Below are 13,660 nucleotides of genomic sequence, written 5' to 3' on the forward strand. Positions count from 1 at the left end.
ATGAAAGAAATGTTGTTACAGTATTAGTAACAGATACTTAGAAAAATACAGTTAATGTTTTTTAGGAATAACGCGTCTAAAGCTAATACTTCTAAGGCTAGTATAAGAGTGAATATGCTAAAATCATTATATTTTGAAGTATTAGTGTCATATTTTTTAGTAAGGGGTGTTACTAAAGAATATGTAACGTTATTTAAGGATTGTGAATGATGATAACTAAGTGTAGGTTCTGTTTTTAAATAATGCGGTGGTTCATTGATGTGTGATTCGATACATAAGTCGTGTTGTCAGAGTAACGTGTTGTTTGAATAGCATTTAATTTAGTATCATGGAGTTGAATCGTCGTTGTTCGCTGTTTCATTAAGTTCTGTTTTTCAACATAACTATTAAAATCGTTGTCATTATTTTCTAGGGTGTCTTTACTTCATCCATTTTCCTCTACAAGACTATTGAAACCGATACTTGTTTTCAGATAGATTTCACTGTTGGGCTGAAACATGATAAAAACATGTGTGTTGATTCTAACGGATGACGGGAATGTGATTCATGTTATAGTTAATACCCTGATTTATGTTGTAATCATTTCTAGGTGTAATGAGTCAATCGTTTTGGTCATGATTAATTAGTATCGTTCTCTGAAGCAATAGGCTGATGAGGTATGTGATCATTATATTGTTAATCAATATTCTGCTAGGATGTAAATGCATGACCTCGAGAAAAAATAAATGAAGATGCTATAAGTGTTGTACCAAATATCTATTTAAAATGATGTATACTCAAAGATAGTTAGTTCTTAGTAATGATCATTCTATATACATAAAGATAATGATTTTATTTTTTCAAAAATAATCATAACTATGTACATTTATAAACTAACATATTCATAAAAAAACAACCTTAATATTCCCTATCATCTATATGACAGTTTTGTCATACACTTAAAAGTTGATAGGATAAATCGCTATTAAATAAAACTATACGATGATATTGAAAGGGTGTAGAACATGATTTTTCGAAATGTAGTGGCAGGTGATTTAGAAAGTTTAATTCAATTAGAAAATGAAGGGTTTACTAAAGAAGAAGCAGCAACAACTCAAGCTTTAAAACAGCGTATTGAAATCATTCCGGATACGTTTATTGTTGCAGAAGAAAACAATCAAATCGTTGGCTATATTAATGGTCCAGCTATTTCGAATAAGTTTATTACAGATGATTTATTTGCATCGATTAGACCTAACCCCAATATGGGTGGTTATTTAAGTGTACTCGGTTTAGTTGTAGCGAAAGATTTTCAACATCAAGGCATTGCAGGACAACTGTTAAATGATTTTGAGAATATAGCAAGGCAACATGTACGTTTCGGAGTCACTCTCACTTGTCGCGATACTTTAGTAAATTTTTATGAATCACATGGATATATTAATAAAGGATTATCAGATTCTAATCATGCAAATGTAGCTTGGTATAATTTAGTAAAAGAATTATAAAAATAGGAGTGATACATTGGAAACAGTATATCTAGCTGGAGGGTGTTTGTGGGGTGTACAAGCATTTATTAAAACATTGCCAGGCGTTATAGCTACTGAAGCAGGACGTGCGAATGGAACGACGCAGCGACTTGATGATGAATATGATGGCTATGTAGAATGCGTTAAAACAGTTTTTAATCCTGACATCACTTCAATTCATGATTTAATGCATTATTTATTTGAAATCATAGACCCATACAGTCTGAATAAGCAAGGCGTAGATAAAGGACCTAAATATCGTACAGGTGTTTATAGTGAAAATGAGAGCCATCTTAAAGAAGCACAACAATTCATTCAACAACGTTCAGATAGAGATAAAATCGTTGTGGAAGTACGTCCTTTAGAAAATTATGTTAAAAGTGCAGACGAACATCAAGATAGATTAGATAAACATCCTGAAGATATATCATTATGTCACATCTCTAAAAGTATTTTAAATAAATACAACTAAAAGGAATGGGACAGCATTCTTATCGTATTCGTTGTCCCATGTGCGCTTTATTATTTCTTAGAAAATGTATCGATAAGACTAAGTGCAGCTAAACCTAATAAATCTAAAGCATGTTGTGCGCCAACCTTACCATGACCTGCCTCAAGGCGTTTATATACTGCAACGCTTAATACACTAAACGTGACAAGTGATCCTAAGCGAGAGATATTTTTATGCAAGACACTTGTGGCAAACAAACCCGATGCAATGAACTCAATCACACCTGCTAATTTCATTGCACGTTCCGATAATTTAAAATCTTGTGTAAATAGTTGTTTAGTATAAGGGTTACCAGTAAGTTTACGTTTTGAAGCGGCATACAAATCTTTAGCGAGTTTTAAATTGGTAGCATAACGTAATATCATTATCTAAACGCTCCTTTATATTATATTTTTTAGTTAAACTAAGTATAAAAGTCACGTTAAAAAAAGTTAAATAAAAACGTTCAGCATAAATGTGTAATGCATTCACGCTGAACGTTTTTATTTATATAGTTATTGAATTAGTTTTTACCGAATGTATCAGCAAAACTTAAAGCAGCTAAGCCAAGTAAATCTAAAGCGTGTTGTGCGCCTTCTTTACCGTGACCGGCTTCAAAGTGTTTGTAAGCTGCAACGCCTAATACACCAAATGTTGCAATAGAACCTAAACGAGAAATATTTTTGTTTAAGAAACTTGCAGCAAATAATGCAGCAGCAGTAGCTTCTACTGTACCTGCTAATTTAACTGATTTTTCTGGTAAACCAAATACATTTTTAAATGTATCAATCATTTCTTGGCTACCTTGTAATTTTGGTTTTGATGAATCATATAATTCTTTTGCAAGTTTTAAATTTGCAGCATAACGTAAGATCATTAATAAGTACTCCTTTTTTAGTTAAATTATTTTATTATAAAATAAGTATAATTTTTATACTAGAAATTATATGATTATTGGTAAGTAAAGTCAATAAAAAGCGTTAGATAATTATCTTTTTATAAGAAAGTGTTAATCAGTACACTTTAGAAACTATATTGAACGTGTCATAATAATACTGTTGTGACAAAATCTATGAAAGGAGTTGTATTATGGAAACATCGATGAATTATAATCGAATGACTACAATTTTCTTTATTTCGGGTATTATTGTTATGGCAAGTTTATATACTGCTTTACCCCTTACTTCTGTATTCGCAAAAGATTTTGGCATTTCAAATGCTGTTGCCTCTCTAAATGGTGTGATCTTTTCAATTACGTATTCACTAAGTTGTCTATTTTATGGTACAATTTCTGAAAAATTTGGACGTATTCGTACGATTTTATTTGGACTTATTGGACTCGTCATCATATGTTTACTTATAGGCTTCATTCATTCGTTCACACTACTTATTATTCTTCGTGCAATTCAAGGTATATGCGCGGCAGCTTTTTCACCTGTATCTATTACTTATGTCACTGAAACGTATTCACCAGTGAAACGTGTGACTGCGATTAGTTTTATTAGTACAAGTTTTATGTTATCTGGTGTCATTGGCCAAAACTTGAGTGAAATTGTAGTACGTTATTCTAATTGGCATATGGTTTATTTTATATTAACGTTACTTTACATCTTCATAGCAGTACTTATATATAAATATATTCCAGAAAGTCCAGTGAAAAATCCTCAACTCAAACTAGTAGGTTTCTTTAAAAACTTTAAAGATTTTAAAGATAATAAAATAGTCATATTATGTTATCTTATTTCTTTATCTTTACTTACCATGTTTATTAGTATGTATACAATCTTTAATCATTATATTACTTCTGATATTGTGGGTGGCTCGGAAGCAACAGCCATTAATGCTAAACTCTTTGGTATTATTGGGATGTTACTTTCATTATTAGCAGGACGTATTAGTGATCGTACAGGAGTTAAACATGTTATCGTAGGTGCATTAGTTGTAAGTGTGGTATCACTTATTTTAATGGCTTTCACAACTAATATCAGTCTACTGATTATTTGGAGTGTGCTATTTGTAGGAGGGATTGCGTTTGCGATTCCATCGACGATTTCAAAAGTAGGTATGGTAGTCAATCGAAATCAAGGTTTCTTCTTATCCGTTAATACATTTATTCTGTTTTTAGGAACAGCCATTGCACCATTATTGATGATTCTTATTCGACCATTATCTGATTTTACATTACAATTTATAATAATTGCGGCCATTGGAATCATTGCTCTTATAGTCGCTTTACTTTTACCACGTAGAAAAAATGTAATACGATGACATTGTGGGTGTCAAAAGCATTCAAATTCAAAATGAGTTTGGATGCTTATTTTTTATAAGTTGAGTTGTCAAATTAAGTGCAACAACTTAGAATTTAAAATTTCATAGGGTGTCTTCCAATTAAGACACTTTCTAGGTCAATAGTCAATAGAGATACCACTATCCCTTTCCATTACAAAATGAATTAAACAACATGGAGCAACCTACTTGGATAGATGTCTTCCATTGATAACTTATGTAGAAGTAGATGGACATGTGATGACAGGACAAAACCCATAATCTGCTTCTCAAGTATCAAGTAGGACGCGAAGTCAAAGCATTATTAGACTATTTACAGTTTAAAGATATATCTAAAATGTCATGCAATGTAGCAAAAATCTCATCTACACTATAATTGTAATCATTTTCTACCCAACGTCTTAAGACCTCTATCATGCCACTGCTATAAAAATCTGCAATAATTTCAGGGTGATGACTGTGTTTAATTTTTAAAGCAAGTGGATCATTTTGACTTTTTACGCTATCTAACATTAGTTCACGACTTACATGCGTTAGATTACGAAAGACATCCGCTTGACGAGAAGAGGTCAGTAAATGTTTAAATACTTTCTTATGTTCTCCGATAAAATAGATGAATTGTTGAAAAGATTCTTCTGTAGAAAGAAAAGGTCGAGTATCATCATGATGAAATTCAGTTGCGATATAGTCGGGTAAAGAGAATAGAAGGTCGTATTTATCTTGGAAATAACGATAAAATGTACTACGATTAATTTCTGCGTTATCACAAATTTTTTGAATTGTTATTTTGTCAAAATGATAATCATTTAATAATTTAAATACAGTTGCGTTTATATGTTTAATCATACGCTTTTGATTGGCAGTAGGCATAATCTGAAAATACTCCTATTCATTTTTTCTAGTTCGAAAGTTTGACTTATTAAAAGTAAAGTATCATAAACTTTAGAATAATTCCAAATATACATCTTTAATATGATAATAAAAAAGTGTGACGATAGAATATTTAATGTTCTTCGCCACACTTAATTGTCAAATAAAGTGTCAATTTAATATTTATTTAGTGTCGATATCTTTTAACCAATCATCGACGTTGTGATCATGATTGTCTACATAATCTTTTGCTACTTGTTCAGGATTTTTACTTTTAACAAAGATGTTTTTAGCTAAACGTTCCTCATCTTTTTGATCCCAATCTTTTGCCATACGTGTTGCAATGTCATATGCCGCTGGATGTTTTTCTTTAAAATTATGATTGAATACTAGATCAATATGTTGCTTATTATTTCCATAAATTTTGTCTGGATCTTTAAGCATTTTGACATCTAATTCTTTCGAAAACCAATTTGGTTCCATTGATGTGAAAAGAATAGGTTGTTGTTGTTGATATGCTTTTTGAATTTTTTTGAATTGTTCCTGATCGGAACTTTTATCTAGACTATATTTACTCAAATCGTCTCTATCTAATTCATCATTCGTTTGTTGCATAACACCATTTCTGTTATCAGTACCTTGAATTGTCCAATCTACAGATTTACCAAAATCTTTATCATCTTTTAAATCTTTAATTGAATCAATGTTCTGAACATATTTAGGTACTGCTAATCCAACATTAACATGATTAATTAAATGTTTGTCATCATATAAAGTAAGTGTATCTTTAAATTTATCATAATATCTTTTATCTGTTTCTGGAAAAATACCTGAAGCATGAAATGCATCATCACTTGCAGACACTGTTGCATATAATGGTCCACTTGCTGGCACAGGTGTAGTTGTAACATCATAACCAGCTTTCTTTAATACTTCCGCAATCACAAGTGAACGTGCAGTTGAATTATCACTTGCAATATAAGGGATTTCAATCGTTTTGTCTCCTAATACGGTTTTACTTTGTGTAGAGGAGTTGGATTGACTATTCCCACAGGCACTTAAAACTATGGCTAGTGTGAGTGTGGCTAATAGTGCTAAAAATTTTGATACGCGTGATTTAAGCATCAATATCTTTCGCCTCCCTGATCATCTTTTCTATTGTCTGTATGACTCGTTTGATATTTATCGTAAACATGTTGATTATGTTCGCGGGCATAAAGCATCAATGCTTTAAATAATACATCCTGCTCCGTATTATTATCAGTTAAATCTTTGTATAGGTGTGTGGTTTTATCAAAATAAGTTGTAGTGTCATGCTGTTCTTGTCGCTTAGAATGAACCGTTTCAGGTGTACCTTCTTCGGTATATAAAGCTTCGTAATCAACATCATCATATGCATTATAATTATTAGAATGGGTAGCATAGCTGCGATTTTGATGTTGATAAGATACATCTTGTGTATCAACGAATTCTCTATAACGAGGTGCATTTGAGTGCTTATAATTAGAAGTAGAAGATTCATGACGTTCTTCTAATGCTTTACCTTCAACATCAATTTTAGGTAATATAACACCTAACCATTTCGGTAAGTACCAAGATGCATTACCGAATAATTTAGTTAAAGCAGGGATTAATGTCATTCTGACAATAAAAGCATCAAATAATACACCAAATGCAAGAGAAAGACCCATTGATTTAATTGCAGTATCATCTTGGAAGATAAAGGCAATAAACACACTGAACATAATTAATGCAGCGGCAACGATAACTGGACCACTTTCTTTAATACCTACGCAAATAGAGTGATCATTATCTCCAGTTTTGCTGTATTCTTCATGAACACGTGTCATTAAGAATAATTCATAGTCAATGGCTAATCCGAATAATAAACCGATTGTAATAACAGGTAAAAAGGCAAGTAATGGACCTGTATTGTCTACACCAAATAGACCACTCATCACACCATCTTGCATGACTAAGGTTGTAAATCCAAGGGTTGCCATTAATGATAAGACAAATCCAAGTACTGCTTTTAATGGTACAAGGATAGATCTAAATACAATCATAAGTAAAATAAATGCTAGTATAACGATAACGCTAGCGAATACTGGGATAGCATCATTCAGTTTTTCTGACATATCGATATTAATGACGCTTTGACCAGAAATCTCAGTGTCATAATGATATTTATCTTCGGCATCTTTGTGATAATCTCTCAATTCATATACAAGATCTGTGGTAGATTTAGCGTTTGGACCTTCATTTGGAATAATCGTAAAGATAGCATAGTGATTATTACCATTCAATTGTGCTTTAGATACTGTATCTACATTATCTAAATCTTCTATATCTCTACGCATATTACTTAAATCATTTTCAATTGATGTTTTACTTCCACCATCTTTAGTATTCACTAACATTACAATTTGTCCGTTATAGCCTTCACCAAAATTATCTGAAATCAGTTGATACGCTTTATGCTCAGAAGAATCGTTTGGTTTAAGACTGTCATCAGGAATACCAAGACGCATGCCTGTGATTGGAATGATAGCTAGAATAAGAATCACTAAACTAATAATCGTTGCAAGCACAGGTTTACCTACAACGAATTTAGCCCATGGATGATGTTTAGGGTCTTTATTTTTAGTAGGCTTATTTTTAATTTTAATACTTTTATGGAAAATACTAATTAATGCAGGAAGTAATGTTAAGGCTGCTAAAACAGCGAATAACACACTAATAGCTGAAGCAAATCCCATAATTGCTAAGAAATCAATGCCTACTAGTGATAAACCACACACTGCCATCATTACTGTAATACCAGCAAAGATAACAGCACTACCTGCAGTACCTACTGCTTTACCAATTGCTTCTACCGTGGCAGTACCTGATTTTTTAATTTCTTTATATCTAAATAGAATAAATAAAGAATAGTCAATACCTACCGCTAAGCCAATCATTACAGCTAGTGTTAATGTGAAGTTTGGAATGTCAAACATAAATGTAAGTAATGAAATCATACCGACACTTGTTGCTAAACCAAGAATCGCACTAATAATTGGCATACCTGCTGCAATAAGAGAGCCAAATGTGATAAGTAAAATAATGAAAGCAACTACGATACCTACTATTTCAGAAACACCACCAGGTTCAGAGCCCATTGACATACCAGTTGTTTTTTCAATTTGAATGTTGTGATTATCTTTAATATCTTGAAGTGCTTTATTTACTATCTTTTTAGATGAATCTTGCATACTTGTTTGAGGGACAACATAGCTGATATTAGCAATAGCTGTATCGCCTTCACTATTGACCTGTCCCGACTCATATGGATTAGAAATGTTTTGTATATAATCATCATCTTGTTTAATATTATCTAAGGCATCCTCTATGTCTTTTTTCGTTGTTTTATCTTTCAATCCATCCTCTTTATTTGAATGAAAGACAATCTTCATGGACGCTTTTTCACTGTCTTGATGAAATTCTTTACTGATTTTATCATTCGTATCAATGGATTTTAATCCATTCATTTTGATATCACTATCAAATTTTGGTGAAGTAACTAATAGAGGCGCAATCACTACACCAAGTACGACTAACCATATAATAATACTTAGCCATTTATGCTTAGCGATAAATGTACCAAGTTTATATAATAGATTTGCCAATATAATACCTCCTTTTATTGTTAAAATAGCGTTATTAGACAATGTACGTTAATAGAACGTATTTTATAATTTAACAAGAGTTTGATTATATGTGTACCATTAAAAAATTTAAGACGTTGGAAAATGCAACATTTTATTAAAATTGTTGTTTTTTTATAGAAGAAGTGAGGAGGAGCATAAAAAAGAGAAGGATAACATTCATTTAAAATTCGTTATCCTTCTCTTTATGATATGTATAAATTTAAGCTACGAAATATCCGATAAGACAAATTGCACCAATGAGTACAAATAAAACGCCAAGTAAATATATTTTTTCTCTAAGATCAATATCTTGTCTATATGCGACGAAGCTACTAATAGAGATGAGTATGATACCAACTACTAGTAAAATAATAGAAAGTATAAGCATCAACTCAGCCTCCTTCATATCAAAATTGATGAAAACGGTGTTCTCTTAATTTTATTATATTAGGAACAGACAAATTTTTATAGCGATTTATTAATATAATGTAAAAATGTTATCATTTTTATAGTTATTTATTAATAAAATTTATAATAAATTTACATTTAATAAAATAATTAAAAGGAGTAGAAAATGAATTCTACAAGAATTGTTTTCTACTCCTTTGGTTATATAAATGATCTTTTCATCTCATTGACGTCTAAATACTTTCATTTTTTAAAGAATAGATTAATGTCATAAAGTTTTGAATAAGAGCAGTGAGATGATGATCTGCCCGGTAAACGATAGAGATATAACTTGAAGGTGGGCCTTCTTTTAATGACTTGCCAATAATATTAGGATGATGGAATAAGGTGCTTTGACTTACAAGACTCAGATAATTAGAATCTTTAATAATGGTTAATATACTACTAATACTATTTGATTCCATATGAACATTTAAATCAATAAAATTGTTTTTTCGCCAATCATCAATACTTTCTCGTGTTGAACCACTACTATGAATAATGAAACGATACGCATTTAAATCTTCTAATGAAATATCTGTTTTTGAAGCCAAAGGATGTCTTTTATCCATTGCGATAACAAGTGGATTTTCTTGAAGACGTTTCACTTTCAATTCTTTTTCATTGAATCCTTTTTCTGAAATAACGCCGATATCAATCTCTCTATCTTTTATTTTCTTTAGTATCATAGGAGCAGTATCTACAATTAAATTCATATCAATATTTGGATAATCATGCATATATTTTTTTAAAGTGGTAGGAAGAATACTATAAATAGGTGCATGACTTGCTCCAACGCGTAAAGTCCCACGTTTAGATTGTTTGAATTCTTCAATCATATGTGTTGTTTCATCAATTAAATTTAGCATTTTATTAGAATTACGATAAAGTAAGTCTCCAGCATCTGTTAAATTGAAACATTTCCCTTTTTTAAAATATAAGGGTATTCCAAGTTCGTTATTTAAATTTTTTAGATGAAATGTTACAGTTGGTTGCGTTATCCCCAGTTTTTCAGCAACAGCATTTTCATTCTGCAATTCAACAAAATTTTTAAAAATCATCATTTGTTTTGTATTCATAAATTAATTCCCCAAAATATATAAATTTTTTCTATTCTATTGTTTATATTAAAGAAAGAATTTTGAGGTTACGTTAATAAATTGTTTAAAGTTAGTTAATGTTGATACATTATAATGGAATATACAGTATTATCAGTAGAGGATTGAATAAACATTTTGTTACGCTCTCATGTATTAAATTAAAAATTGAGGGTAATAACAATGTTGCTTAACAAATCTTACAACATAAAGCATTTACATTTAAGGAGAGATTTACATGTCAGAAAGGCTACTTGTGATTTCTGATATTCATGGACATCGAAAAGCCCTTTCCATACTTTTAAAACGAGCAAAATATAATCCAAAAAAAGATCAGCTCGTACTTATGGGGGATTATGTCAATAATGGACCGGATTCATTTGGAACATTAAAATTAGTTAAAAGGTTAAAACGACGTGGTGCGCTTGCTTTAGCAGGTAATCATGAAATGCGCTGGTTAAATAGTAAAGATAAAAAGATTAAGCGTTGGCATCCGTTCTTACGTGAATTATCTGCTGTTGAAGTGATTGGTAATTATATTTTTGCACATGCAGGAATAGATACCAATAAACCTTTGAATAAGCAGATTAAAGAATATACTACTGGACATTATTCACATTCGCTTAATCGTCAGATTCCTAAAAATAAATATTTAGTTCATGGTCATGTACCGAATAATCGCTATGGATTAAAGAAAGACGAGATTTATAAAAATAAAAATGAATTATCTATAGATACAGGCGCAGGACACAATAAGTTTTTATCGCTGATTGATTTAACAGGTCAATATCAGTATTCAGTAGAGGTAACGAATATTCGAAAAATGAATATAAAACGCTTAAAAATATAATAGTTAATGATGTTTAATCTTTGATTAAAACGAATAAATAAAAATATAATAAGACATTCAAGTTTTATGTAAAATGTTATATAATGAAATGGAATATCACTAAAAAAGGGTGGCATTAATGAATAAAAATACACAAAACAAAAATCGTAAAATGTCGAAGCTAAGTTCGTATTTAAAAGTGTCATGTTCAGCTTTAATATTAAGTAGTTCACTTGTAGGTTACGGGTTTACTAAAGATGCATTTGCAGCAACACAAGATGCAGAAACAGCAACTTCTGAAACTACAACACATGTTCAAAAAGATTTACAAGATGCAATGAATAAAGCGAAAAAAGACATTAAGCAACTAAAACATTTAAGTGCAGTTGAGTTAAAAAGTTATAAAGAAGATATTGAAAGTGCTAAAAATCAGAATGAAATTAAAGATATAATCAAAGAAGCGAAAAAAGAAAATAAAGTAACAGCACAAGAAAACACAACTGACGTTTCAAACAAGGATAATAGCACTGAATCATCTAGCACTCAAGATGCTTCAACAGAAGAAGAAGAAAAGGCTACAACAAGTAACGACACTTCTGCTGATAATACATCTAATATATCAAATGAATTAGATAACATCGTATCAGATCTAGATACTTTATCTAATAAAGTTGATAGCGGTCAACAAAAAGATGCAACAACATCAAATGAATCCTCGTCTTCTGAATCAAATACTTCTGAAAACACAACTGATGAAGTAACGAAAGAGGAACCTACTACGGAAGAATCACCAAAAGAAGTGCCAACAACAGAGAAACCTTCAAACCAAACAACCTCTTCTAAATCAGAAACGTCTATTGTTGATAAATTAGATAGTATTAAAAATGATATTGATAGTGCTAAAAAAGACATCGAAAGTTCAAAAGAAAACGATTCAAATCAATTACCAAGTGATGAAAATAGTACAGAAGAGGAGACAACTGAATCATCTAGCATTCAAGATGCGCCAACAACAGAAAATACAACACATTCTAATTCAAACCATCATATATTAGATGGATTAGCTAAATTAAACGATACTCATAAAGATCAAGACTTAGATACAGATGCACGACATCACCAATTCGATAAAGTGAATCACCAATTATCTGAAACTGAAAAAATTAATCAAGCTATTGCTAAAATTGAAAATAGTAAAGATGATGCCAGTCATTTATATATCAATCGTAAATTAGATCAATTATCTGATTTACGTGATAACATTCAACATCAAGCTGATTTAGCGAAAAAAGATAAACAAGCTATTGATAATGACATTGAAACCGTACGTAAAAATATAGAGAATAACCGTGATATTATTCTTAATCGTTTGCAACAAGTCTCTGACAAACAACGTGCAGCTGAAGATGTATTAAACAGTGTGTTTAGCAAAAATGAAGCGCAACACATATTGAAAAATATTAAAACAAAGGGACAGTCTGATAAACAAATTGCAGATCAGATTATGAAACAGATTGATGGATTGACTTCAACAACAAGTGATGACATCTTAAAATCTATGTTAGAACAAGCTACTAATAAAGAGGATTTATTAAAAACAATCTTATCTACACGTTTAGGCCAAAATGAAGCGGCTACTATTGCGAAACGATTAGTAAATGACCATTTAACAAATTCACAAATTGTTGATCGCTTAAAACAAGCATTTAATCAACATGGGCTTGTGTCTAGTGATGATATTTTAAATGATATTTTAGATAAAACGTCTAATCGTAAACAAGCCATTGAAACAATGTTAGCAACAAAATTAAACCAAGCAAAAGCGAACGCTTTAGCTGATATTATTTCAAGAGTACAATCTAATAAAGCGAATGCTTTGGATTTAGTGAAAAGTACAATTAATGGTAAAGCCAATGACTTATTACAACTTCAAAATAGCTTAGATCAAGCCAAAAATAGATTAAACTATATTCTTGATCCAATTGTAAATCGACCATCATTATTAGATCGTATTACAGGTAACACAAGTGGTTCCAATCTCGGTTCAAATCTATCAGGTAATGGATTAGATTTACTAGGTGGTTTAACTGGAAGTCATTTATTAGGCAATCTTCCTTCAGGTAGTAGTTTGCTTGATGGATTAACAAATGGAAACAGCTTACTTGACGGTATAAGTGATATTCCTAATCCAACACAAGGCTTATCATTAGGTCATTTAGGCGATGATGGTTTACTTAGCGGTTTATTTAATAGTGATGGAAATTTATCATTACCTGCAACAGGTGAAGCCATTAAGAAAAACTGGATTCCGATTGCAGCAGTGATTGCTATTGCAGGTGGGGCACTTGTATGGTTCAGTCGTCGTAAACATCACCAATCTAATAACTAAACCAAATAAATAGGAGTAAATAATTAATGCCATTGAACATTAATTATTTACTCTA

General features: G+C 31.0%; 12 protein-coding genes and 1 pseudogene. 5 read left to right on the plus strand and 8 right to left on the minus strand.

What is annotated here, in order from left to right:
- Positions 1-235: 235 nt before the first annotated feature.
- Positions 236-361, minus strand: coding sequence for a hypothetical protein (locus BDW25_RS11115; protein ID WP_262618789.1), 126 nt, complete (start codon positions 359-361; stop codon positions 236-238).
- 643 nt (positions 362-1,004) lie between these two features.
- Here BDW25_RS11115 and BDW25_RS04410 point away from each other — a divergent pair.
- A complete protein-coding gene (locus tag BDW25_RS04410) occupies positions 1,005-1,487 on the plus strand; it encodes a GNAT family N-acetyltransferase (RefSeq protein ID WP_002449467.1) in 483 nt (160 codons plus the stop codon).
- 16 nt (positions 1,488-1,503) lie between these two features.
- Complete coding sequence (locus BDW25_RS04415) at positions 1,504-1,980, plus strand: peptide-methionine (S)-S-oxide reductase (protein WP_133944905.1); 477 nt, start codon at positions 1,504-1,506, stop codon at positions 1,978-1,980.
- 50 nt (positions 1,981-2,030) lie between these two features.
- Here BDW25_RS04415 and BDW25_RS04420 read toward each other — a convergent pair whose 3' ends face one another.
- Both BDW25_RS04420 and BDW25_RS04425 read right to left on the minus strand, forming a co-directional pair.
- Positions 2,031-2,384, minus strand: coding sequence for a hypothetical protein (locus BDW25_RS04420; RefSeq protein WP_002449196.1), 354 nt, complete (start codon positions 2,382-2,384; stop codon positions 2,031-2,033).
- A 137-nt stretch (positions 2,385-2,521) separates the two neighbouring features.
- The gene (locus BDW25_RS04425) at positions 2,522-2,875 is read right to left on the minus strand and encodes a DoxX family protein (RefSeq protein WP_002449545.1); all 354 of its coding nucleotides are present in this window, start codon (positions 2,873-2,875) and stop codon (positions 2,522-2,524) included.
- 212 nt (positions 2,876-3,087) lie between these two features.
- Between BDW25_RS04425 and BDW25_RS04430 the strand changes: the two genes are divergently transcribed.
- Positions 3,088-4,266, plus strand: a complete 1,179-nt coding sequence (locus BDW25_RS04430; protein WP_133944907.1) for an MFS transporter — start codon at positions 3,088-3,090, stop codon at positions 4,264-4,266.
- A gap of 327 nt (positions 4,267-4,593) precedes the next feature.
- Here the strand turns inward: BDW25_RS04430 and BDW25_RS04435 are convergent, their stop codons facing one another.
- From BDW25_RS04435 to BDW25_RS04450, 5 genes and pseudogenes are all read right to left on the minus strand, one after another.
- Positions 4,594-5,154, minus strand: coding sequence for a TetR/AcrR family transcriptional regulator (locus tag BDW25_RS04435; RefSeq protein WP_133944910.1), 561 nt, complete (start codon positions 5,152-5,154; stop codon positions 4,594-4,596).
- Positions 5,155-5,337: 183 nt separating this feature from the next.
- Positions 5,338-6,279, minus strand: a complete 942-nt coding sequence (locus BDW25_RS04440) for a glycine betaine ABC transporter substrate-binding protein (protein WP_133945098.1) — start codon at positions 6,277-6,279, stop codon at positions 5,338-5,340.
- Between the two features lie 397 nt (positions 6,280-6,676).
- Positions 6,677-8,822, minus strand: a pseudogene (locus BDW25_RS04445) (MMPL family transporter); the annotation flags it as partial.
- Positions 8,823-9,063: 241 nt separating this feature from the next.
- Positions 9,064-9,231, minus strand: coding sequence for a hypothetical protein (locus BDW25_RS10875; RefSeq protein ID WP_166667414.1), 168 nt, complete (start codon positions 9,229-9,231; stop codon positions 9,064-9,066).
- Between the two features lie 253 nt (positions 9,232-9,484).
- On the minus strand, positions 9,485-10,369 hold the full coding sequence (locus BDW25_RS04450) for a LysR family transcriptional regulator (RefSeq protein WP_002449315.1): 885 nt from the start codon (positions 10,367-10,369) through the stop codon (positions 9,485-9,487).
- A gap of 256 nt (positions 10,370-10,625) precedes the next feature.
- On the opposite strand from BDW25_RS04450, the gene BDW25_RS04455 reads away from it, so the two are divergent.
- Together BDW25_RS04455 and BDW25_RS04460 are read left to right on the plus strand one after the other, a co-directional pair.
- Positions 10,626-11,237, plus strand: a complete 612-nt coding sequence (locus BDW25_RS04455) for a metallophosphoesterase (RefSeq protein WP_002449416.1) — start codon at positions 10,626-10,628, stop codon at positions 11,235-11,237.
- Between the two features lie 118 nt (positions 11,238-11,355).
- Positions 11,356-13,605, plus strand: a complete 2,250-nt coding sequence (locus BDW25_RS04460; RefSeq protein WP_133944912.1) for an LPXTG cell wall anchor domain-containing protein — start codon at positions 11,356-11,358, stop codon at positions 13,603-13,605.
- The last annotated feature ends 55 nt before the right edge of the window (positions 13,606-13,660 follow it).

It is taken from the genome of Staphylococcus sp. AtDRG32, assembly GCF_004365845.1.
In the GTDB taxonomy this organism is placed as follows: Bacteria; Bacillota; Bacilli; order Staphylococcales; family Staphylococcaceae; genus Staphylococcus; species Staphylococcus hominis.

Excerpts from the sequence above, each read along its gene's own strand:
- BDW25_RS11115 (WP_262618789.1), bottom strand. The coding sequence starts at position 361 with ATGAAACAGCGAACAACGACGATTCAACTCCATGATACTAAATTAAAT.
- BDW25_RS04410 (WP_002449467.1), top strand. The coding sequence starts at position 1,005 with ATGATTTTTCGAAATGTAGTGGCAGGTGATTTAGAAAGTTTAATTCAA.
- BDW25_RS04420 (WP_002449196.1), bottom strand. The coding sequence starts at position 2,384 with ATGATATTACGTTATGCTACCAATTTAAAACTCGCTAAAGATTTGTAT.
- BDW25_RS04425 (WP_002449545.1), bottom strand. The coding sequence starts at position 2,875 with ATGATCTTACGTTATGCTGCAAATTTAAAACTTGCAAAAGAATTATAT.
- BDW25_RS04430 (WP_133944907.1), top strand. The coding sequence starts at position 3,088 with ATGGAAACATCGATGAATTATAATCGAATGACTACAATTTTCTTTATT.
- BDW25_RS04435 (WP_133944910.1), bottom strand. The coding sequence starts at position 5,154 with ATGCCTACTGCCAATCAAAAGCGTATGATTAAACATATAAACGCAACT.
- BDW25_RS04440 (WP_133945098.1), bottom strand. The coding sequence starts at position 6,279 with ATGCTTAAATCACGCGTATCAAAATTTTTAGCACTATTAGCCACACTC.
- BDW25_RS10875 (WP_166667414.1), bottom strand. The coding sequence starts at position 9,231 with ATGCTTATACTTTCTATTATTTTACTAGTAGTTGGTATCATACTCATC.
- BDW25_RS04450 (WP_002449315.1), bottom strand. The coding sequence starts at position 10,369 with ATGAATACAAAACAAATGATGATTTTTAAAAATTTTGTTGAATTGCAG.
- BDW25_RS04455 (WP_002449416.1), top strand. The coding sequence starts at position 10,626 with ATGTCAGAAAGGCTACTTGTGATTTCTGATATTCATGGACATCGAAAA.
- BDW25_RS04460 (WP_133944912.1), top strand. The coding sequence starts at position 11,356 with ATGAATAAAAATACACAAAACAAAAATCGTAAAATGTCGAAGCTAAGT.